This window comes from Gordonia lacunae, assembly GCF_002149015.1.
Lineage (GTDB): Bacteria > Actinomycetota > Actinomycetes > Mycobacteriales > Mycobacteriaceae > Gordonia > Gordonia lacunae.
In genome coordinates, this window is record NZ_NGFO01000027.1 from 1 (window position 1) to 21,436 (window position 21,436).

General features: G+C 68.3%; 17 protein-coding genes. 7 read left to right on the top strand and 10 right to left on the bottom strand.

Annotated features, from left to right (window positions below; genetic code table 11):
- The first annotated feature begins 187 nt into the window (after nt 1–187).
- The 6 genes from echA20 to CA982_RS19980 all read left to right on the top strand — a co-directional run bounded on the left by echA20 (nt 188) and on the right by CA982_RS19980 (nt 6,153).
- Nucleotides 188–973, top strand: coding sequence for a (7aS)-7a-methyl-1,5-dioxo-2,3,5,6,7,7a-hexahydro-1H-indene-carboxyl-CoA hydrolase (gene echA20 / locus CA982_RS19955; protein ID WP_086536988.1), 786 nt, complete (start codon nt 188–190; stop codon nt 971–973).
- A gap of 1 nt (nt 974) precedes the next feature.
- On the top strand, nt 975–1,868 hold the full coding sequence (locus tag CA982_RS19960; RefSeq protein WP_086536989.1) for a CoA transferase subunit A: 894 nt from the start codon (nt 975–977) through the stop codon (nt 1,866–1,868).
- Nucleotides 1,865–2,656 carry a CoA-transferase subunit beta gene (locus CA982_RS19965; RefSeq protein WP_086536990.1) on the top strand — a complete coding sequence of 264 codons (792 nt, stop codon included), beginning with the start codon at nt 1,865–1,867 and terminating at the stop codon, nt 2,654–2,656. Before CA982_RS19960 ends, CA982_RS19965 begins: the two co-directional genes overlap by 4 nt.
- The gene (locus CA982_RS19970; RefSeq protein ID WP_086536991.1) at nt 2,653–3,765 is read left to right on the top strand and encodes an NAD(P)H-dependent flavin oxidoreductase; all 1,113 of its coding nucleotides are present in this window, start codon (nt 2,653–2,655) and stop codon (nt 3,763–3,765) included. Before CA982_RS19965 ends, CA982_RS19970 begins: the two co-directional genes overlap by 4 nt.
- Nucleotides 3,766–3,903: 138 nt before the next feature.
- On the top strand, nt 3,904–4,704 hold the full coding sequence (locus CA982_RS19975) for an ABC transporter ATP-binding protein (protein ID WP_086536992.1): 801 nt from the start codon (nt 3,904–3,906) through the stop codon (nt 4,702–4,704).
- Nucleotides 4,705–4,908: 204 nt separating this feature from the next.
- Nucleotides 4,909–6,153, top strand: coding sequence for an HNH endonuclease signature motif containing protein (locus CA982_RS19980; protein ID WP_086536993.1), 1,245 nt, complete (start codon nt 4,909–4,911; stop codon nt 6,151–6,153).
- A 216-nt stretch (nt 6,154–6,369) separates the two neighbouring features.
- On the opposite strand, the gene CA982_RS19985 is transcribed toward CA982_RS19980, so the two are convergent.
- The 7 genes from CA982_RS19985 to CA982_RS20015 form a co-directional block, all read right to left on the bottom strand.
- Nucleotides 6,370–8,106, bottom strand: a complete 1,737-nt coding sequence (locus CA982_RS19985) for an ABC transporter ATP-binding protein (RefSeq protein WP_086536994.1) — start codon at nt 8,104–8,106, stop codon at nt 6,370–6,372.
- A complete protein-coding gene (locus tag CA982_RS19990; RefSeq protein WP_086536995.1) occupies nt 8,103–10,013 on the bottom strand; it encodes an ABC transporter ATP-binding protein in 1,911 nt (636 codons plus the stop codon). Before CA982_RS19990 ends, CA982_RS19985 begins: the two co-directional genes overlap by 4 nt.
- 258 nt (nt 10,014–10,271) lie before the next feature.
- A complete protein-coding gene (locus tag CA982_RS19995; protein ID WP_086537049.1) occupies nt 10,272–10,955 on the bottom strand; it encodes a TetR/AcrR family transcriptional regulator in 684 nt (227 codons plus the stop codon).
- A gap of 87 nt (nt 10,956–11,042) precedes the next feature.
- The gene (locus CA982_RS20000; protein ID WP_086536996.1) at nt 11,043–12,569 is read right to left on the bottom strand and encodes an aldehyde dehydrogenase family protein; all 1,527 of its coding nucleotides are present in this window, start codon (nt 12,567–12,569) and stop codon (nt 11,043–11,045) included.
- Between the two features lie 398 nt (nt 12,570–12,967).
- On the bottom strand, nt 12,968–14,125 hold the full coding sequence (locus CA982_RS20005) for an acetyl-CoA C-acetyltransferase (protein WP_086536997.1): 1,158 nt from the start codon (nt 14,123–14,125) through the stop codon (nt 12,968–12,970).
- Between the two features lie 37 nt (nt 14,126–14,162).
- Nucleotides 14,163–15,002: an SDR family oxidoreductase gene (locus CA982_RS20010; RefSeq protein WP_086536998.1), complete on the bottom strand. Its 840-nt coding sequence runs from the start codon at nt 15,000–15,002 to the stop codon at nt 14,163–14,165.
- Between the two features lies 1 nt (nt 15,003).
- Nucleotides 15,004–16,311 carry an acyl-CoA dehydrogenase family protein gene (locus CA982_RS20015; protein ID WP_086536999.1) on the bottom strand — a complete coding sequence of 436 codons (1,308 nt, stop codon included), beginning with the start codon at nt 16,309–16,311 and terminating at the stop codon, nt 15,004–15,006.
- A gap of 43 nt (nt 16,312–16,354) precedes the next feature.
- On the opposite strand from CA982_RS20015, the gene CA982_RS20020 reads away from it, so the two are divergent.
- Nucleotides 16,355–17,938: a FadD3 family acyl-CoA ligase gene (locus CA982_RS20020; RefSeq protein WP_086537000.1), complete on the top strand. Its 1,584-nt coding sequence runs from the start codon at nt 16,355–16,357 to the stop codon at nt 17,936–17,938.
- A gap of 27 nt (nt 17,939–17,965) precedes the next feature.
- Here CA982_RS20020 and lysS read toward each other — a convergent pair whose 3' ends face one another.
- From lysS to CA982_RS20035, 3 genes are all read right to left on the bottom strand, one after another.
- Nucleotides 17,966–19,534, bottom strand: a complete 1,569-nt coding sequence (gene lysS, locus CA982_RS20025; RefSeq protein WP_086537050.1) for a lysine--tRNA ligase — start codon at nt 19,532–19,534, stop codon at nt 17,966–17,968.
- Between the two features lie 60 nt (nt 19,535–19,594).
- Nucleotides 19,595–20,074, bottom strand: a complete 480-nt coding sequence (locus CA982_RS20030) for a hypothetical protein (RefSeq protein ID WP_086537001.1) — start codon at nt 20,072–20,074, stop codon at nt 19,595–19,597.
- A gap of 196 nt (nt 20,075–20,270) precedes the next feature.
- Nucleotides 20,271–21,410, bottom strand: coding sequence for an FAD-dependent monooxygenase (locus tag CA982_RS20035; protein ID WP_086537051.1), 1,140 nt, complete (start codon nt 21,408–21,410; stop codon nt 20,271–20,273).
- Nucleotides 21,411–21,436: the final 26 nt, after the last annotated feature.

Sequence of the window (21,436 nt, forward strand, 5' to 3'; positions counted from 1 at the left end):
GGACGCGGGTGATCCCCGCCCCCACCCCGCGCGCCCCACCGGTGACCAGCACGACCTTCCCGACCAGGCCCAGCTCGACCTGTGACTGCGTCTGCATGGGTGCTACCCTACCAAACAACCAAGCACTTGCTTGGTGCGCTTCCACAGTCCTCCGGGCTGTCCGAACCGCCCCATGAGAGGAGCCCGCGTGCCGATCACCACGACACGTTCCGATACCGGGATCGTGACGGTCACCGTCGACTATCCGCCGGTCAACGCGCTGCCATCGGCCGCGTGGTTCGAACTCGGCGACGCCATCACCGCCGCGGGAGCGGACCCGACCACCCACGTCGTGGTCCTGCGGGCGGAGGGACGCGGATTCAACGCCGGCGTCGACATCAAGGAGATGCAGGCCACCGACGGCTTCGACGCCCTGATCGGCGCCAACCGCGGATGCGCCGCCGCGTTCAGCGCCGTCTACGACTGCGCCGTGCCCGTCGTCGTCGCCGTGAACGGGTTCTGCGTGGGCGGCGGCATCGGCCTCGTCGGGAACGCCGACGTCATCGTGGCCTCCGACGACGCCGTCTTCGGACTACCCGAGGTCGATCGCGGAGCACTCGGCGCGGCAACGCATCTCGCGCGTCTCGTTCCCCAGCACATGATGCGCACCCTGTACTTCACCGCCAAGAACGTCACCGCCCAGCAACTCGAGCATTTCGGGTCGGTATATCGGGTCGTGCCGCGCGAGGAGCTGCTCGACGCCGCACTCGAGATCGCGGAGGCCATCGCCGCCAAGGACACTCGCGTGATCCGCGCGGCGAAAGAAGCGATCAACAACATCGATCCGGTCGACGTGAAGGCCAGCTACCGCCTCGAGCAGGGTTACACGTTCGAGCTGAACCTGGCCGGCGTCGCCGACGAGCACCGCGACGCGTTCGTCTCCACCGGCAAGCCACTCGCCGCGAATTCCGCCTCGGACGGAGGACGTTCCTGACATGCCCACCGACAAGACGAGCACTTTCGACGACGTCATCGCCGAGTTGCGCGACGGGATGACCATCGGCATCGGCGGATGGGGTTCGCGCCGTAAGCCCTTGGCACTGGTGCGCGCACTCGCCCGCTCCGACGTCAAGGACCTCACCGTGGTCACCTACGGCGGGCCCGACCTCGGATTGCTCTGCGCCGCAGGCAAGGTGCGCCGGGCGTACTACGGCTTCGTTTCGCTCGACTCGGCGCCGTTCTACGACCCGTGGTTCGCCAAGGCGCGCACCAACGGCGAGATCGAGGTTCGCGAGATGGACGAGGGGATGGTGAAATGCGGCCTGGAGGCAGCCGCCGCGCGCGTGCCGTTCCTGCCCATCCGCGCCGGCCTGGGCTCCGACGTCCTCAACTTCTGGGAGGGTGAGCTGAAGACCGTCACCTCGCCCTATCCCGACGCCGACGGCCGCACCCAGACCCTGGTGGCGATGCCGGCGCTGAAACTCGACGCCGCCTTCGTCCACCTGGATCTGGCCGACGTCCACGGCAACGCCGCCTACACCGGGGTCGATCCGTACTTCGACGATCTCTACTGCGCGGCCGCCGAACGCCGCTACCTCGAGGTCGATCAGATCGTCTCTACCGAGGTGCTCGTCAAAACCGTTCCGCACCAGCGCCTTCTGCTCAACCGTATGGCCGTGGACCGGGTCGTCCACGCGCCCAACGGTGCGCACTTCACGTTCGCCGGTGACTATGGGCGGGATGAGAAGTTCCAGCAGTTCTATGTGGCCTCCGCCAAGGAGCCCGAGACCTGGGCGGCATTCTCGCGCCGATTCCTCGACGTCGACGAGCAGACGTACCAGCGAGAAGTGGCCGCCTGGCAGGACGAGCAGAAGGAGACCGGACAGTGAGCACCGCCGAAACCGCGACCACGCCTGGTGATTCGTCCCCGTCGGGTGAACCGACTCGCGCCGAGTACTGCGTCATCTCATGCGCCGACATCTTCGCCGGAGCCGGCGAGATCATGGCCTCGCCGATGGCCCCCACTCCCCTGCTCGGCGCCCGGTTGGCCCGTCTGACCACCGAACCCGATCTGCTGATCACCGACGGCGAGGCCCTGATCCTCGCCGACACCCCGCCCATCGGCAAGACCGGGCCGATCGAGGGTTGGATGCCCTTCCGCAAGGTCTTCGACGTCGTGGCATCGGGCCGTCGTCATGTGGTCATGGGCGCCAACCAGATCGACCGGCACGGCAATCAGAACCTGTCGGCCTTCGGTCCGTTGCAGCATCCCACTCGCCAGATGTTCGGCGTGCGTGGCGCTCCCGGCAACACCATCAACCACCCCACCAGCTACTGGGTGGCCCGCCACACCGCGCGCGTCTTCGGCGAGTCCGTCGACATCGTGTCGGGCGTCGGCTACGACAAGGTCGACCCGGAGAACCCCGTCTTCGACGACCTGAACATCCATCGCGTCGTCACCAATCTCGGCGTCTTCGATTTCGGCGGCGAGGGCCACACCATGCGGGCGCTGTCGCTGCACCCGGGAGTCGGCGCCGACGAGGTCGCCGAGAACACCGGCTTCGAGATCGAGGGCCTCGCCGACGCACCGGAGACGCGCAGGCCGACGGCAGAGGAGCTCGGCCTGATCCGGGATGTCCTCGATCCGAAGGACGTCCGCGACAAGGAGGTCCGATGAGCGACCCCACCACCGGGCAACCGAGTCCGGCGCGCGCCGCCGGTCTGCCGACGGCGTTCACCGACCTCGTCGGCATCGAGTACCCCATCGTCCAGACCGGCATGGGCTGGGTGTCCGGACCGTCGCTGACCTCGGCCACCTCGAATGCCGGCGGCTTGGGAATCCTGGCGTCGGCGACGATGACCTACGCCGAACTCGAGACCGCCATCGGAAAGACGAAGGCGCTGACCGACAAGCCGTTCGGCGTGAACATGCGCGCCGACGCCACCGACGCCCCGGAGCGGATCGACCTGCTGATCCGCGAGGGTGTCAAGGTCGCGTCCTTCGCGTTGGCACCCAAACCCGAGCTCATCGCGAAGCTCAAGGACAACGGCATCGTGGTGATCCCGTCGATCGGCGCGGCCAAACACGCCGTGAAAGTCGCATCATGGGGTGCCGATGCGGTGATCGTGCAGGGCGGTGAGGGCGGCGGCCACACCGGGCCGGTCGCCACCACGCTGTTGCTGCCATCGGTGCTGGATGCGCTGGCCGCCAAGGACATCGACATGCCGGTGGTCGCGGCAGGCGGATTCTTCGACGGCCGCGGACTCGCCGCCGCTCTCGCGTACGGAGCGCAGGGCGTCGCCATGGGCACCCGGTTCCTGCTGACCTCGGACAGCGCCGTGCCCGATTCGGTCAAGCAGGAGTACCTCGGACGCGGACTCAACGACACCGTCGTGTCGGTGAAGGTCGACGGCATGCCGCATCGTGTCCTGCGTACCCCGCTGGTGGAGGCGCTGGAGAGCGGGAGCGGAGTCAAGGCGCTCGTCGCCGCGGCCCGCAACGCCAACGAGTTCAAACAGATGACCGGCATGCGCTGGACGACGATGCTCAAAGACGGTCGCACGATGAAGAAGTCGGGCGAACGCTCGTGGCAGCAGGTCATCATGGCCGGCAACACACCCATGCTGCTCAAGGCCGGACTCGTCGAGGGCGACACCCGCGCCGGGGTACTCGCCTCCGGCCAGGTGGTCGGCATGATCGAGGACCTGCCGAGCTGCGACGAGCTGATCCAGTCGATCATGACCCAGGCGCACGAACGACTCAAGGCCCTCGGGTCGCTGGGTTAGGGGCGCCCCGGATCGTACGCAGGCCGTCACCCCGCCCCCTGAGGAGGCCCRGAGCGTGCGCAGGGCCGTCACCCCCGCCCCCTGAGGAGGCCCGGAGCGTGCGGAGGGCCGTCACGAAGGGTCCGGTAGGTTCGCATCGTGACGACCCCGGATGTCCTGCGCCTGGATTCAGTCGGTTTCGTGCGGCAGTCCCGCGCGATACTCACCGACATCGACCTCACCATCAGGGCCGGCGAGCGGTGGGCGCTCATCGGCCCGAACGGTGCGGGTAAGTCGACGATCCTGAGCCTGTGTGGCGCCGAACAGCATCCGACGCACGGCACGGTCCATGTCCTCGGACACCAGCTGGGACGGGTCGAGATCCGCAAGTTGCGTGAGTCCATCGGCCACGTCAATCCGCGGCATCCGTTGCGATCGCCGCTGACCATCCGCGAGGTCGTGCTGACCGGTGCGACCGGCACGACCGAGCTGATGGACCACCGGAAACCCGCACCGGAGACACTCGCTCGCGCCGACGAACTGATCGAGATGCTCGGCCTGCGCGCGCTCGCGTCGGCGCCGTGGACGAACCTGTCGCAGGGCGAACGCGGCCGGACACTCATCGCCCGCGCGCTGCTGTCCGATCCGCAGCTCCTGCTGCTCGACGAGCCGTCGACCGGCCTCGACGTGGCCGCGCGCGAGCGACTTCTGCAGACCGTCGACCGACTCCACCGCACGCACCCCGAACTCGCGACCGTGCTCGTCACCCATCACCTCGAGGAGCTACCCGAGACGACCACGCATGCCGTGCTGGTGACCGGCGGCCGAATCCTCGCCGCAGGTCCCGTCGACGAGGTCCTCACCACCGCGCTGGTCACCGAGTGTTTCGACTACCCGATCGAGATCGCCCACCAGGACGGGCGATGGTCGGCCCGCGGTGTCGCGACCACCGCTCCCTGACCCCAAGCGCCACGAGTACGTGCTCCCGCCGCTCCCTGAGCAATGGGTAGCCCGCTTGTGACTGGTGGGGTTTCTGTTCACCACCGTCCACCACGGTTCACCGCTGATGCCGGTGTGACATCAGCTGCAGCACAGCCGAATCGAAGATATCGAGGGCTGTGGAGAAACCTCGTCGTCGAACGTTTTGGCGAGTACCTTGATGTCATGACCTCGATCACCGAGCTCCGCGACACCTTGATTTCTCTGCAGCCACCGCCCGATGACGGGAGTGGCCGCGCGGTGTTCGACCGCCTCGATGAACTACGCGTGCTGCGCAACGTCGTCGAACACCAGATCGCTGTTCATATCGCGTTATTGGAGGCTTCGGGTGCGCCGGCGCGGGCGGGATCGACGACCCGGTCGTGGCTGATCGAGATGGGGATGCCGCCTGCGGTGGCCCACCGCGGTGTGCGGATCGCCGGCGGCCTGGGATCGGTGCCGAAGGTCGCCGGCTGCGCGGCTGAGGGTTATCTCGCGGCTGAGTGTGTCGATGCGGTGGTGCGCGGCATCGCGTTCATCGACAAACAGACACCGGCGCCGCTGTCCGACGACGACCGGTCGGGGTTCGAGAGCGAGCTCCTGGCGCAGGCGTTCTCCGGTGCCACTCCCGCCGAGATCGACGGCTCTGCCCGCACTATCGCCATGCGGGTCGCTGACACTGATCCGAACGCGGTCACGGCAGCCGATGATGCGTCGCTGAACAACCTGCACACCAGGGTGACCGAAGAAGGCAGAGTTGCCATCGCCGCCGATGTGACCGCGGTGATCGGCGAGAAGTTCCTGTCGATGATCGACGAACGCTCCTGCCCACGCCCCGAGCCCGACGGCGCCGACGACCGCCGTGATGTCGGGCAACGCCGGGCAGACGGACTGGAGCTTCTGTTGGATCAGGCTGCGATCGGGGCGGCGATGACCACCGCCGGCGCACCCCGCACCCAACTACTGGTCACCATCCCCGCTGACGGGGTCGATCCGGCGCGGTTGCCGTGGGTCGGGGCAGTCTCAGGGTCGACCGCGCGGCGCCTGTCGTGTGACGGCGGGGTCGCCGAGATCGTCCTCGACGCCGAAGGGGTGCCATTACAGATGGGCACCACGAAACGATTGTTCCCGCATCACCTACGCCAGGCGATCATCGTGCGGGATGTGTGCTGTGTGAAATGCGGTGCCCCCGCCGCACATACCCAAGTCCACGACCTCGTCGCCTGGGTCGATGGCGGGCCGACCGACCTGGACAACGGGTGCCTACTCTGCCAACGCTGTCACACCCAAGTCCACCATCACGGGTGGAAGGTGGTGATGGGCCCTGACAGGCATCCGTGGCTCATCCCACCCGCCGACATCGACCCGAAGCGTCTACCCCGACCCGCCTACAACCGGCGCACGATGCGACTCGACGACGTACTCGCCTAGCCGCCACTGCCCAAGACCCTCCGGGCGTCGAACCCCGATGCCACACGACCTTTGACAACTCCACAGTGGACAACAGGCCCCGACCGCCGGGATCTGGTAGCGAGAATCGGGTCGCACAGTGCGCCCTTTCGCTACAGATCCGGCGGGGCGGGGGCGATCCGTCCTGGAATGAGGCCGACAGGTCCGACCCGTTCTCACTGCCTCGTGAGGGCGCGCCTACGCCGACGGTGTCAGCGTCCACCCGGCGGCGGCGGTCCGCTGATTCCAGAACTCGGTGTAACGCCCACCGCGGGTGAGGAGTTCGTCGTGGGTGCCGATGTCGTCGACGCCGCCCTGGTCGTCGAGCACGACGATCTGGTCGGCGGCGATCACCGTCGAGAGCTTGTGTGCGATGACGAGCACCGTGCTCCGGTCGGCGAGGCGGCGGATGGATTCGGCGACGTGGGACTCGTTCTCGGGATCGAGAGCACTGGTCGCCTCGTCGAAGAGCACGATCGGGGCGTCCTTCAGCAGCGCGCGGGCGATCGAGACACGTTGCCGCTCACCGCCGGACAGCGCCGAACCGCCCTCGCCGACGACCGTGTGCCAGCCATCGGGCAGGCGGTCGACGATCGACGTGACCCCGGCGGTCTCGGCCGCCGCGCGAATCTCGTCGTCGGAGGCATCGGGACGCCCGAGTTTGATGTTCTCCCACAGGGTGTCATCGAAGAGATAGACATCCTGGAACACCTGGGACAACTGGCCCATGAGTGCACCGGTCTCCTGCTCCCGCACGTCGACGCCACCGACCTTCACAACGCCGCCGTCGACATCGTAGAACCGGGCGATCAGGCGGAAGATGGTCGACTTGCCCGAGCCGGAGGGGCCGACGAGTGCGGTCATCGTGCCCGGGCGGGCACGCAGGGACACGTCGCGCAGGACCTGCGCACCGGTCTCGTATCCGAAGGCGACACCGTCGAGTTCGACCGCACCCGGTTCGGTGATCGGCGCCGGCTGCTCGGGCGCGGGCATCCGGTCGGTGTCGAGCACACCGGTGATGCGGTTGATCTCGTCGGTGGACATGCGCAGCGTCGAACCCAGTTCGGCGAGTTCGCCGATCGGGCCGAAGAAGCGCGCCGCGAGTCCGAAGACGGCGATCAGCAGCGCCGGTTCGATGTGGCCTGCCACGGCCAGCCACGCGCCGAGCGCGAGCACGGCGCTGAAGACGACCTGCACCGACAACCCGTTCAGCAAGATGCCGAGGATCGAGCGCCAGAGCATCGACTTGCCCACGCGCGCCTGCTGTCCGAGCGCGTCGGCGAGCGGCTTGTGTGCGGAGTCCGAATCGCCGAAGGCCCGCAGCACGGCCTGGCAGCGGGCGAACTCGAGCACGCGGTTGTTGACCTTGACGGCCTCGGCGCGCTTGCGGCCCTCGGACTTCGCGAGGAACGAGCTCGACAGCTTGCCGACGTACATCAAGAGCAGTGTCCCGGCGACCATGAGAAGGCCGATGCGCCAGTCGAAGAAGCAGATGCCGATGACGACGACCACGGAGCTGACGGTGTTGACCACGACCGGGGTGATGTAGTGCGCACCGGTGCTGCCGACGAACATCGTTCCCTTGACCGCGATCTGGGAGACGTCGCCGACGCGGTCGCGTGTGAACCAGCCGAGCGGCAGCGTGACCATGTGATCGCCGAGCCGGTGATGCAGCATGCGCATCGCGTAGAGCGCCATCGTCATGCCCTTGAGCGACTGCACATAAGCGCTCACCGCGCAGATGACGACGAGCACGGCCAACGGCCACAACCACGCCGCGGCGGCGGACAGATCACCGGTCAGGAGGTGTTCGACGATCGGGACCAGGGTGAGCATCGCCAACCCCTGCGCGACGCCGTAGACGACCACCCAGGTCAGGAAGACGACCATGCGGGCACGTTCGGAACCCAGGATCGTGTAGAAACCGCGGATCATCGTGCCACCTCGCTGCTCGTGACCGCGCCGCGCGCGATCTCCTCGTCCTGTCGGGTGGTCCCGGCCTCGTAGGCGGCCCACATCGACGCGTACAGCCCGCCGCGGGCGACCAGTTCGTCCTGCCGGCCCTGTTCGACGACCCGGCCCCGGTCGAGGACGACGATGTTGTCGGCGTGCGTGATCGAGCCGAGCCGGTGGGCGATGACGAGCACGGTTCGCCCGACCATCAGCGCGCCGATGGCCTGCTGGATCTGCGCCTCCGACTCGGGGTCGGCGAAGGCGGTGGCCTCGTCGAGGACGAGGATCGGCGTGTCGGCGAGCAGAGCCCGCGCGATCGAGACGCGTTGCGCCTCACCGCCCGAGAAGTGTGCACCATCGCCCACGACGGTGTCGTAGCCCTCGGGCAGCTCCCGGATCCGGTCGTGGATCTGCGCGGCCCGGGCGGCGTCGTGGACCTGTTCGTCGCTCGCGTCCGGACGGCCGAGCCGGATGTTGTCGCGCACCGACATCGTCAACAGCTGCACGTCCTGCAGCACGAAACCGACGTGGCGGTAGAGCTCGGTGGGGGCGATGTCCCGCACGTCCACCCCGCCGATGCGCACCGCACCGGAGTCGGGGTCGCCGAAGCGGGGCAGCAGCGTCGCGAGCGTCGACTTCCCGCTTCCCGACGGCCCGACGAGCGCGGTCACGGTACCTTCGGTCAGCTCGACGCTGACGTCGTCGAGCGCCTTCACCCCGGACGGCACACCGAGACGCGGCGGGTAGGTGAAGTGCACGTTCTCGATCCGCACGTCGTGTCCGGCGGGCACCTGCGGAGTGTCGGGGACATCGAGCTCGGGTTCGGCGAGCAGCGCGGCGATACGCAGCGCCGCGGCCGAGGCCTGCTGGCGGGTGTGCACCGCGGTGGACACGGTGAGCAGAGCGGTGGGCAGCACCATGGCGATCAGCGTCGAGCCGACGAGTTCGATGGGCTGGACCCACCCGTTGTCGACGAGCCAGTACCCGACCCCGAGGTTGACCAGCAGGATCAGGGGCGCGCTGATCAGGACGGTGGTGACCGCCTGGACGCGCAGCATCGGGCCCATGTAGCCGGCGAAGTCGTCGTTGAACTCGTCGGCGGCGTCGACGAAACGTCGGTGGGCCTTGCCCGTCTGCCCGAACGTCTTCACGACGGCGACACCGGAGATGAACTCGACGATGGTGGCGCTGATCCGCGCCACACCCTTGTCCATCTTCTCCATCTCGGTCGTGAGATCGCGAGCCATGTAGGAGTAGGTCAGGGCGTACAGCGGCACGGTGGCGACGGCCAGGAGCCCGAGGCGCCAGTCCAGGTAGAAGCAGTAGATCAGCGCGAAGATCGGCGACAGGGTCGCGGCCGTCGCCTCGACCGTCGCATGGGCGACGAGGTAATGCAGGTCGGCGACGTCGTTCTGCACCGATTTGCGAACGGCGCCGGAGCTGGTGCGGCTGAACCAGCCCAGCGGGAGCCGACCGAGCTTGTCCGCGATGCGGGTTCGAAGTTGCGCCTGGAGATCGAGATCGGCGAAGTGGGTGATCGCGAGCGCGAGGAAGCTGAAGGCGGCGCGGGCGCCGAGCCCACCGACGACCAGCCACACCACCAGCCAGACGCGCCCGGAATCGACCGGTCCCGGTTCGAGCAGGATGCGCCCGAGTTCGACGATCCCGATGAACGGCACCACCGTTGCGGCGGAGGCGAAGATCTGGACGAACTGGGCGAGCAGAGTGCGCTTCTTCACCGGCGCCAGGACGTCGGCGAGGGCGGCGGCTTTCGCCTTGGACTCGGATCGGGCCTGGGCGCGCGCGGCTTTCGGATCGTCGGGTGCGGCGTCGACGTCGACGTCGGAGACTGGTGCCGGCGCGGCCACATCGGTTCCGCCAATTGTCATATGCGCACAATAACGGCCGGACGCTGGGAAAGGAAAGCTACCCTAACTCGACGAAGGTTTCGGGACCGCGGGCGCGAACCCTTCGTGACGCGCCCTCCGCAAGCTCCGGGCCCTCCTCAGGGAGCGAGGTGTCGGCCCGCAAGCTCCGGGCGCTCCTCAGGGAGCGGGGTGTCGGCCCGCAAGCTCCGGGCGCTCCTCAGGGCGAGAGGTGTCGGCCCGCAAGCTCCGGGCGCTCCTCAGGGAACGGGGTGTCGGCGGTCAGCGCGGCAGGATGCCGTCGAGAACCACCGACAGGTACTGGTCGGCGATCGAATCGACCGACATCGTGCCGCCGGGCCGGTACCACCGCACGGCGACCCACACCGTGTCGCGCATGAAGCGGTAGACGAGTTCGACGTCGAGATCGGCCCGGAACTCCCCGTTCTCGACGCCGCGTTGCAGTACCGATTGCCACAGCTGCCGGAACTCGACGTTGAGCTCGGAGATGTAGGCGAAGCGTTCTTGGCCCGAGAGACGCTTCGCCTCGTCCTGATAGATCGCGACCGCGTTGCGTTCGGCATCGATGGACTCGAACGACGCGATGACGAGGCCGCGCAGGGTCTCGGTCGCCGACTTGCTCGACGCCGCGATCTGCCGGTAGCGCGCGAACAGGTCGTCGAGGAAGCTCCGCAGGATCTCGTCGACCATCGACTCCTTGGAGTCGAAGTGGTGATAGAGGCTGCCGGACAGGATGCCGGCCGCGTCGGCGATGTCCCGGACCGTCGTCGACCGGAGGCCCTGCTCGGCGAACATCCGCCCGGCCGTGGCCAGCAGCTCGTCCCGACGCGACGAGCGGGCCGGTGCGTCGGTGCGCGGACCGCCGGCGGACTTGCCGTCTGCGACGGCCGCGGTCGTCTCGGCCCGGCCGTTCGCGTCGATCCTGGTCTGACCTCGTGGTGACAAGCGCATCCTCCTGAGAGAGTCTGCGCTCACCCTAGCAAGCGCTTGGCCGGGACCGTCGGAAGACGATCCCGGCCAGAGCGACCGATTCTATGCGCCGAGGCGCTTGCGCACCTTCTTCATGGCGCGGTTGTTGAAGAACTTCCACAGCTTGAGCTGATTGTTGGTCAGCTTGGTGTCCTTGGGCAGGAACGGCGGCGACATCATCTCGGCGACGCTCACGGGCAGCGTCGAGAACGCGACGGCCCGGGCATGGCTGAACGTCTCGAAGCCGGTGCGGCCGTGGTATCCGCCCATCCCGCTGTTGCCGACGCCCGCGAACGGCAGCTCACCGCTGAACAGGTGGATGGCGAAGTCGTTGCCGTTGATCGAGCCGCTGCGGGTGTTGTCGGCGAGTTTCTGGAAGCGCTCGTTATGCTCGCCGCACCAGTACATGGTCAGCGGATGCGGGTGCGAGCTGATCTGGCTGATGACCTCGGACAGGTCGCGGTAGGGGTACACGGTCAGCACCGGACCGAAGACCTCGTCCTCCTCGATCTTCATGCCCGCCTTGACGCCGGTGAGCAGCGTCGGCGGGATCTTGCGTCGTTCGGCGTCCGGCAGCGGCTCGCCGCCCGGGATCACCTGTCGCTTGGTGGCGCCGAGTTGCTCGGCGTCGTCGATGAGCCCGAGGATGCGCTCGTAGTTCTTCTGGTTGATCGTCGAGGTGTACTGCTCGTTGTCGATGATCGTCGGGAAGTTCTTCGTCCACCGTGCGACGACCTTGTCGGTGAACTCACCGAGCTTGGCCTCGGGGACGAAGACGTAGTCCGGGCACAGGCACACCTGGCCGCCGTTGACCATGCGGGCATCGGCGAGCATCGTCGCAGCCTTGTCGATGTCGGCGTCGATGTCGACCACGGCCGGGTTCTTCCCGCCGAGTTCGAGGGTGACCGGGATCAGGTTCTTCGCGGCCTCCTGCGCCACCGAGGCGCCCACCCCGGGCGAGCCGGTGAAGAACATGTGGTCGACCTTGAGCTTGGCGAAGTCCGAACCCGAACCGTGCTTGGAGGTGGCGACCGCCAGCTCCTCGATCGAGAAGTAGTTCGGTGCGTGCTTGGCGATCACATCGGTGGTCTTCGCGGTCACCGACGACGGACGCAGGATGACCCGGTTACCGGCTGCGAAGGCCGAACCCGCAGGCACGATCGTGAGCTGCAGCGGGAAGTTCCACGGCCCCATGATGGCGACGACGCCGAGCGGGTCGTGGCGGATGCTCTGCTTGTATCCGAGCAGGCCCTGCACCTTGGCGACCTTGGACTCGGCCATCCAGTCCTTGACGCCGCGGCGCTGATGGGCGAGATCGATCATGCAGCCGGCGACGTCGGCGGCCAGCGACAGCTCACGCGGACGGGAGCCGAAATCCTCGGCCAGCGCCGCGGCGATCTCGTCGGCGTTGTCGAGCAGCAGGGCCGCCAGCCGCGTGATGCGGTCGATGCGGGTGTCGGCGTCGGGAATCCCGTCGCGCAGGAACGCCGCGCGCTGGATCTCGACCAGTTCGGTCAGCGTGTGCGCCTCCGACGAGACCCCACGTGTCGAAATCGCGTCGGTGCTGGTGTGTTCAGCAGGCTTGGTCATCGAGATCCCCTCAGCTAGGTCGTGCTGCACCTGACGTGCGGCGTTGGAACGAAACGGTCCGCCTGTCCCACACAATAGTATGCGCCAGGTCACACCCACATGTGGGCACGCCTGTTGTCAGAATGGTACGACCCCGGGAACGAAACGTCGAGGGGTGCGACACCCCCGCTCCCTGAGGAGCGCCGGAGCCTGCGGAGGCGCGACACCCCCGCTCCCTGAGGAGCGCCGGAGCCTGCGGAGGCGCGTCACGAAGGGTCACGAAGGGTCACCAGGCCTTCGAGGCTCGTCGCTATCGCTCCTCGCACCTCAGGCAGCAGAGGGGTCGCTCAGCCGAGCCGCTCGATGATGGTGACGTTGGCGGTCCCGCCGCCTTCGCACCCGCGGCTGACCGCCGCGGCTCAGCCGAGCCGCTCGATGATGGTGACGTTGGCGGTCCCGCCGCCTTCGCACATCGTCTGCAGGCCGTAGCGGCCGCCGGTGCGCTCGAGTTCGTTGAGGAGGGTCGCGAACAGCTTGGCACCGGTGGCGCCGAGGGGGTGGCCGAGTGCGATGGCGCCGCCGTTGGGGTTGACCTTGGCGGGGTCGGCGCCGGTCTCCTTGAGCCAGGCGAGCACGACGGGCGCGAACGCCTCGTTGATCTCGACGACGTCGATGTCGTCGATGGACAGTCCGGTCTTGTCGAGGGCGTGCTTGGTGGCCGGGATGGGCGCGGAGAGCATCATCACGGGGTCGTCGCCGCGCACGGACATGTGGTGGATGCGGGCCCGCGGTGTCAGGTTGTGTTCGGCGAGCGCACGTTCGGAGACGACGAGTGTCGCCGACGAGCCGTCGGCGATCTGTGAGGCGACGGCCGCCGTGAGCCGCGATCCTTCGGCGAGGACCTGCAGGCCGGCCATCTTCTCCATCGAGGTCTCGCGCGGGCATTCGTCGACGACGCAGTCGCCGAGCGCGATGTTCTCCTTGTCGAACTTGCCGTCGGCGATGGCCGCCCGGGCACGCTCGTGTGACTGCAGCGCCCACCGTTCCATGTCCTCGCGGCTGATGTCCCACTTCTTGGCCATCATGTCCGCGCCGACGAACTGCGAGATCTGCGAGTCACCGAAGCGCTCCTGCCATCCTGCGGATTCGGCTGTGGGCGTCGTGAATCCGAATTCCTTGCCGGAGATCATCGCCTGCGAGATCGGGATGGCGCTCATGTTCTGGAGACCACCGGCGACGACGATGTCCTGGGTACCGCTCATGACGCCCTGCGCGGCGAAGTGGATGGCCTGCTGGCTGGAGCCGCACTGACGATCGACGGTGGTGCCCGGCACCTCGAGCGGGAGACCGGCTGCGAGCCAGGCGGTGCGGGCGACGTTGCCGGCCTGTCCGCCGATGGTGTCGAGGCAGCCGAACACCACGTCGTCGACGGCTGCCGGGTCGATTCCGGTGCGCTCGACGAGGGCGGAGATGATGTGGGCGCCGAGGTCGGCGGGGTGGGTCTTGGCGAGCGAGCCGTTGCGCTTGCCGACCGGGGTGCGGACGGCGTCGACGATGTAGGCCTGGGGGGTGGTCATGGTCGGTGCTCCTTGAATCGGTGGAAGTCGGTGGCGGTCAGGCGCGCTGGCTGGAGATCGAGACGACCTCGCCGGTGAGGTAGGTGGTGTAGTCGCTGGCCAGCATCGCGACGGTCGCGGCGACCTCCCACACCTCGGCGGCGCGCCCGTAGGCCTCGCGGGAGGCGAGTTCGTCGAGGAGGTCATCGCTGGTGACCTTCGCCAGGAACGGGTGTTTCGCGATCGACGGCGCGATCGCGTTGATGCGCACCCCGACGTCGGCAGCCTCGAGTGCCGAACATCGGGTCAGGGCCATCACCCCGGCCTTCGCCGCGGCGTAGTGCGCCTGTCCGCGCTGAGCCCGCCAGCCGAGCACGGAGGCGTTGTTGACGATCACGCCGTTGTGCTCGACCGAGCCGAAGTACCGCAGAGCGGCCCGGGTGGCGCGGAAGGTGCCGGTGAGCGTGATGTCGAGGACGCGATCCCATTCCTCGTCGGTCATCTCGGCGACGGGGGTCTCCCCACCGAGTCCGGCATTGTTGACCAGCACATCGATCCGCCCGAGTTCAGTTGCGGCGTCGGCGATCAGGGCGTCGACCTCCGCGGTCGCCTGGACGTTGCAGGTGCGCTGGGCGACCGTGCGGTCGGGGAATTCGGCGGCCAGCTTCTCGGCCGCCTCGCCGAGGCGCCGTTCGTGCCAGTCGCTGAGGAGCACGTCTGCACCTTCGAGCAGGGCCCGCCGGGCCGAAGCGAAGCCGATACCCGTTCCCGCAGCTGCGGTCACCACGACCTTCTTGCCCAGCAACAGGTCGTGCCCGGAGATCTCGGCCGGTGGGGTGGCGAGCGGGGAGAGTGCTCGACCCGGCGCGTGGGTCCCGTTGACGTCGACTCCGGTCATCTCAGCGTGCCTCTCGGGGTAGGCCGAGCACCCGCTCGGCGATGATGTTGCGCTGCACCTCGTTCGAGCCGCCGTAGATCGTGTCGGCGCGGGTGAACAGGTAGAGCCGTTGCCATTCGTCGAGTTCGACGTTCTCCGGGTCGGTGATGTCGTTGGCCTTGCCCTCTGCGGTCGCGGCCGGACCGATCAGCGACGGCGCGCCCACGACGTCCATCGCGAGCTCACCGAGATCGCGATGCCAGTTGGCCCACAACAACTTCGAGACCGACGCCGCGCCTGCTGGATTGGGCCCGCTCGCTCCGCTCCCGGCGCCCGCTTGCGAGGTCACGTCGCCGTCGAGCGTCCGTTGGGCGTGCGCCCGCATCACGGTCAGCCCGATGTCGGCGCGCGCCAGACGCGATGCGATCTCCGGATCGTCCAGCGCACCGTTGGCTCGCGCGAGATCGGTGAGATTGCCCAGCTCGCGCGCGAATCCGACCTGCTGACCTAACGTCGACACACCGCGCTCGAACTGCAGCAGTCCCATCGCGACCTTCCAGCCGTCGCCGGGTTCGCCGACGATCAGGTCGGCTTCGGTTTCCGCGTCGTCGAAGAACACCTCGTTGAATTCCGAGGTGCCGGTGAGCTGTTGGATCGGCCGGACGGTGATGCCCGGCTGGTCGAGCGGCACCAGCAGGAAACTCAGACCGGCATGGCGCGACGATCCCTTCTCGGTGCGCGCGATCACGAACACCCACTGCGCGACATGGGCGAGGGAGGTCCAGATCTTCTGTCCGTTGATGATCCACTTGCCCGAGCCGTTCGACTCCTCGAGACGTGCCGACGTGGACACGCCCGCGAGATCCGAACCGGCGCCCGGCTCGGAGTAGCCCTGCGACCACAATTCGGTGACATCGACGATCCCGGGCAGCAGACGTCGCTTCTGCTCGTCGGTGCCGTAGGCGATCAGCGTGGGGCCCAGCAGTTCCTCGCCCAGGTGGTTCACCCGCGCGGGTGCGTTCGCGCGGGCATATTCGCGGTGGAAGATGATCCGCTGCTCGAGTGTCGCTCCCCGACCGCCGTACTCGACCGGCCAGCCGATGCAGGTCCAGCCGGCGGCGGCGAGGTGACGATCCCATTCGAGGCGTTCGGCGAAGAACTCGTGTTCGCTGCCCGGGCCGCCCCGGCCCTTCAGATCGGCGAAGTCGCCCGCCAGGTTCTCGTCGAGCCACGTCCGCACCGCGGCCGCGAACTCGGTGGTGGCGTTCGGTGTCGATTTCGCCCATTCACCCAGGTCGACGGCACGATCGGCGAGATTCGTCGTGGTCATGAGCGCTAGCATAACGCACCAAGCAAGTGCTAGGTTGGGGCGCATGGCGCAGACCTCTCTGCACGAGACTCTCCCCTCCCCCACCACACCGGCCGCCGTGCGTCGCGCAGCGCACACCTGGCCCGACCGTATCGCTCTCGTCGACGCCCAGTGGCACCCGTCGTCGCATCCGCGCCTCGAGTTGACCTGGGCGCAGTTGCACGGCGTGGTGCGCGCCTTCGCCGGCGCCCTGGTGGCGTCGGGCATCCAGGCCGGGGATCGGGTCGCCATCTGGTCGCCCAACAGCTTCCACTGGCCGATCGCGGCGCTCGGCGTCCACTACGCGGGTGCCACACTCGTTCCGCTCAACACCCGCTACACCGCGGGCGAGGCGATCGAGATCATCGAACGGTCGGGTGCCCGCGCCGTCATCGTGTCGGGCGAGTTCCTCGGTGCCGACCACGCATCCGAACTCCTGCGCGACCACCGCGACTCGATGCCCGATGTGGTCATCCGGGTGCCGCTGACCCGCGGCACGACGGCTCCCGACGGCGCGGTCGACTGGCACGAGTTCCTCGAACGGGGATCCGACGACGCGCAGGCCGAGGCCGATCGTCGCGCCGACGCCGTCTCCCCCGACGACATCTCCGACATCCTCTTCACCTCCGGGACGACCGGAAAATCCAAGGGCGTGCTGGCAACCCACCGGCAGACCCTGACCGGGTCGTACGGGTGGGGCGCGAACGCCGGACTGCACCCCGATGACCGCTACCTGATGGTCAATCCGTATTTCCACACGTTCGGATACAAGGCCGGCATCCTGCCGAGCGTCCTGTTCGGTGTGACGATGCTGCCGCTCGCCGTCTACTCACCGGACCAGGCGATGAAGCTCGTGTCCGACGAACGCGCGACGGTGTTCCCGGGCGCACCCACGATCTTCCAGACCATCCTCGACGACCCGAAGCGCGCCGACCACGACCTCTCCAGCCTCCGCATCGTCATCACCGGCGCCGCGATCGTGCCCGTCGTCCTCGTCGAACGCCTCCAGCAGGACCTCGGCGTGGACACCGTCATCACCGCCTACGGCCTCACCGAGGCGAGCGGTTTCGTGTCGACCTGCACCCCCGACGACGACGACACGACGGTGGCCACCACCTGCGGGCGCGCGTTCCCGGGCATGGAGATCAAGCTCTCCGACGACGGCGAGGTACTGGCCCGCGGCGACATGGTGATGGTCGGATACCTCGACGACCCCGACGCCACCGCCGCGACGATCGACGCCGACGGATGGCTCCACACCGGTGACATCGGGACCCTCGACGAGCGCGGCAACCTGAAGATCACCGACCGCCTCAAGGACATGTACATCTGCGGCGGGTTCAACGTCTATCCCGCGGAGATCGAGCAGACCCTCGCCCGGATCGACGGCGTCACCGAGTCGGCGGTCGTCGGCGTCCCCGACGACCGACTCGGCGAGGTCGGCCGCGCCTACCTGACGGTCCGCGCGGGCGCCGACCTCGACGAGGCCCAGGTCATCGCGTACGCCAAGGAACACCTCGCCAACTTCAAGATCCCCCGGTCGGTGGTCTTCGTCGACGAGTTCCCCCGCAACGCGGCGGGCAAGATCCTCAAGCGCAACCTCACCTGACCCCGGGATCCCGCTTCGAGATCCCGGTCAGGTGCGGGGCTTGACCAGCGGGAACAGGATGGTGTCGCGGATGCCGAGGCCGGTGAGGGCCATCAGCAGGCGATCGATGCCCATGCCGGTGCCGGTGGTCGGCGGCATGCCGTACTCCATCGCCGCGAGGAATTCCTCGTCGAGGACCATCGCCTCGTCGTCGCCGGCGGCGGCCAGGCGGGCCTGGTCGGCAAAACGCTCGCGCTGGATCACGGGGTCGACGAGTTCGGAGTACCCGGTCGCGAGCTCGAAGCCGCGAACGTAGAGGTCCCACTTCTCCACGACGCCGGTCACCGACCGGTGTGCGCGGACCAGCGGCGAGGTCTCGACCGGGAAGTCGCGGACGAAGACCGGGCGATCCAGCTTCGCGCCGACCATGTGTTCCCAGAGTTCCTCGACGAGCTTGCCGTGGCCGTACCCCTTGTCCTTCGGGATCTCGAGGCCCACACGTGCCGCGATCGCGAGCAACTGTTCGACGGTGGTCTCGCCGTCGGCGCCCGCGGGGACGATCTGCTCACCGAGCGCCTCCGACAACGACGGGTACATCTCCAGCGCGGTCCACTCGCCGGACAGGTCGTAGGTGGAACCGTCCGGCATGGTGGGGGTCTGGGTGCCGAGCGCGGCCTGCGAAACCTCTTGCACGAGTTCACGGATCATGACGGCGGAGTCGTCGTAGGTGCCGTAGGCCTGATAGGTCTCGAGCATCGCGAATTCCGGCGAGTGGGTGGAGTCGGCACCCTCGTTGCGGAAGTTGCGGTTGATCTCGAAGACGCGCTCGATGCCGCCGACCACACAGCGCTTGAGGAACAGCTCCGGTGCGATGCGCAGGAACAGGTCGATGTCGAAGGCGTTGGAGTGGGTCACGAACGGGCGCGCCGCCGCGCCGCCGTGCAGGGTCTGCAGCATCGGGGTCTCGACCTCGAGGAATCCCCGGCGCCCCAGAGCCGCACGGAGTTCGGCGATCACCGAGATCCGGGTACGGGCGATGCTGCGCGCCTCCGGACGCATGATGAGGTCGACGTAGCGCTGCCGGACGCGGGCCTCCTCGCTCATGTCCTTGTGGGCGACGGGCAACGGACGCAACGACTTCGACGCCATCTGCCAGTCGTCGGCCATCACCGACAGCTCGCCCGTGCGCGAGCTGATGACCTCACCCGAGATGAACACGATGTCCCCGAGGTCGACCTCGGACTTCCATCGCGCCAGCGCGTCCTCACCGACGCCGTTGAAGCTGACCATCGCCTGCAGCTGGGTGCCGTCACCCTCCTGCAGCGTCGCGAAGCACAGCTTGCCCTTGTTGCGCAGGAAGATCACGCGTCCGCTCACGCCGACGTGTTGACCGGTCTCGGTACCGGCCTCGAGGTCGGGATAGGCCGCGCGGATCTCACCGAGGCTGTGGGTGCGCGGGATCGCGACCGGGTATGCCTCACGCCCCTCGGCCAGGATCCGCTCACGCTTCTCGCGGCGGATGCGCAACTGCTCGGGAGTCTGCTCGTCGGTCGCTTCGGGCGTGGCGGTGCTGGTCGGGCTGTCACTCACCCCACGCACCCTATCGGGGCCGGTCATCGACTCCCAACTCACCATCCGGCGGTGACGGCGGCCACAACCGGGTCACGCTGGGCGGGTTCAGCTCTCGTGGGCGGAGATGACGGCGAGGTCGTCGGGCCGGATCCGACCGTTGACCCGTGCCGACCGCATCCGACGGTGCCCGCCGACGACGAACACCGCACCGAGCACGCCACGCGCCTGCAGGTGCCAGGCCAGCCATTCGGCCTCGTGCCCGTCCTCGCTGACGAGAATCCACCGCGATTCCGGGCGGGCGGCGCGCAGGGAATCCGCGGTGTCCGGAGTGAGCCGGTCGAGAACCTCGACGGCGTCGATGGCGAGGGCACCGAACAGTGCGCCGTCGAGCTGACGGCGCCGGTGGGAGCGGACGTCGACGGGGGTCGCACCGGCCGCGACCGCGGACGCGTAGTCCTCGACCCGCAGGGACAACGGCGCGGCGGGGGCCGGGGCGACAGTGGGCGGTACAGCGGCGAACACCGATGCAGGGGCGAACACCGGAGCAGGCGAGGTGACAGCAGAAGAAGCAACCGAAACGGTCATGAGGAGATGTCCTGAAGTGATCGAGATCGAGCAGGGAGCGCGAAGTAGGGCAGCCGCGGATGCGGAACTAGCCCCGACAACACTCCTGACAGCTCATGATCACGGCGACGAGTATGCCACAGCCCGCCTTCACCGGCCAGACCCCCGACCGGACCGACCCGATCTGACCGTCACACCCCGGAGGGGAGCGACGTCGTCACACTTCCGGCGGCTGCCACCGCTGCAGGCGTCGCATCTGCGCGTTCAGGACGGCGTCGGGCGTCAGGCGCAGAGCGAGATCGCGGGCCCACACCGCGGGCCCGGCACTCATCTGGCCGACCCGGCCGATCATCGACGCCTGCCGCGCGATCCGCTGGGTCCGCGGGCGCCGCAAACCGTCATAGGCGCGCAGCGCGTCGTCGAGACCACCGGGGCCGGAGCGCCGGAGCACGGCCACCAGGGTGGCCGCGTCTTCCATCGCCTGATTGGCCCCTTGACCCAGGTTCGGGGTCATCGCATGCGCGGCGTCGCCGACGAGCACGCACCCGCACGGCCCGCCCGTTCCCACGAAGGTCGGCAGCGGCGCGGCGAGTTCCTCGATCGGGAGATACCCGACCGCCGCCGGGTCGGTGGCGTCGAGCAACTCCCCGATCGGCTGGTGCCATCCCGAGAAACGTTGCCGCACTTCGTCGATACCGGGAGTGCCATCTCCGGGGTCCGACACCGAGGCGAACCAGTAGACATGCCCGTCCGGCAGGGGCGCCATCCCGAACCGCGCGCCGCGCCCGGTCGTCTCACCGGCCGCGGCGACCATCACCGGGGTCGACGTGACCGCCCGCCACGCGGAATAACCGCTGCGCCGGACGCCCGGGTCCGCGACGATCGCGGCACGCACCCGGCTGCGGAGGCCGTCGGCGCCGACGATCAGATCGCAGTCACCGATCATGGTTCCGTCGGCCAGGCGCACGAGGCCGTTCCCGGGCACGATGTCCTCGACCCCGGAGCCTGTTCGGATGTCCGCGACACCGTCCACGGCCCGCAGCAGGGCCGCGTGGAGATCGGTGCGGCGCACGACACGCATGCCTGCCAGCGACGACGGATCGAAGCGACCGAGCCAGCGTCCGTCCGGAGTCCGCGTTCCGCTCGTCGGCGGGGTCGGCGCGACGGCGTCGTCGATCACCCACCCGAGACCGAGCGATTCGAGTGCGCGGACCCCATTGGCGAAGATGCTCAGACCCGCGCCGCCGCCCCGCACCTCGGGCGCCCTCTCGACGACGGTGACGTCCGCGCCCGTGGACGTCAGACCGGCCGCGGTGCACAATCCGGCGATTCCCGCACCCACCACGACGACCCTCACGAGCGACTTCTCCACATGGAGAAGAA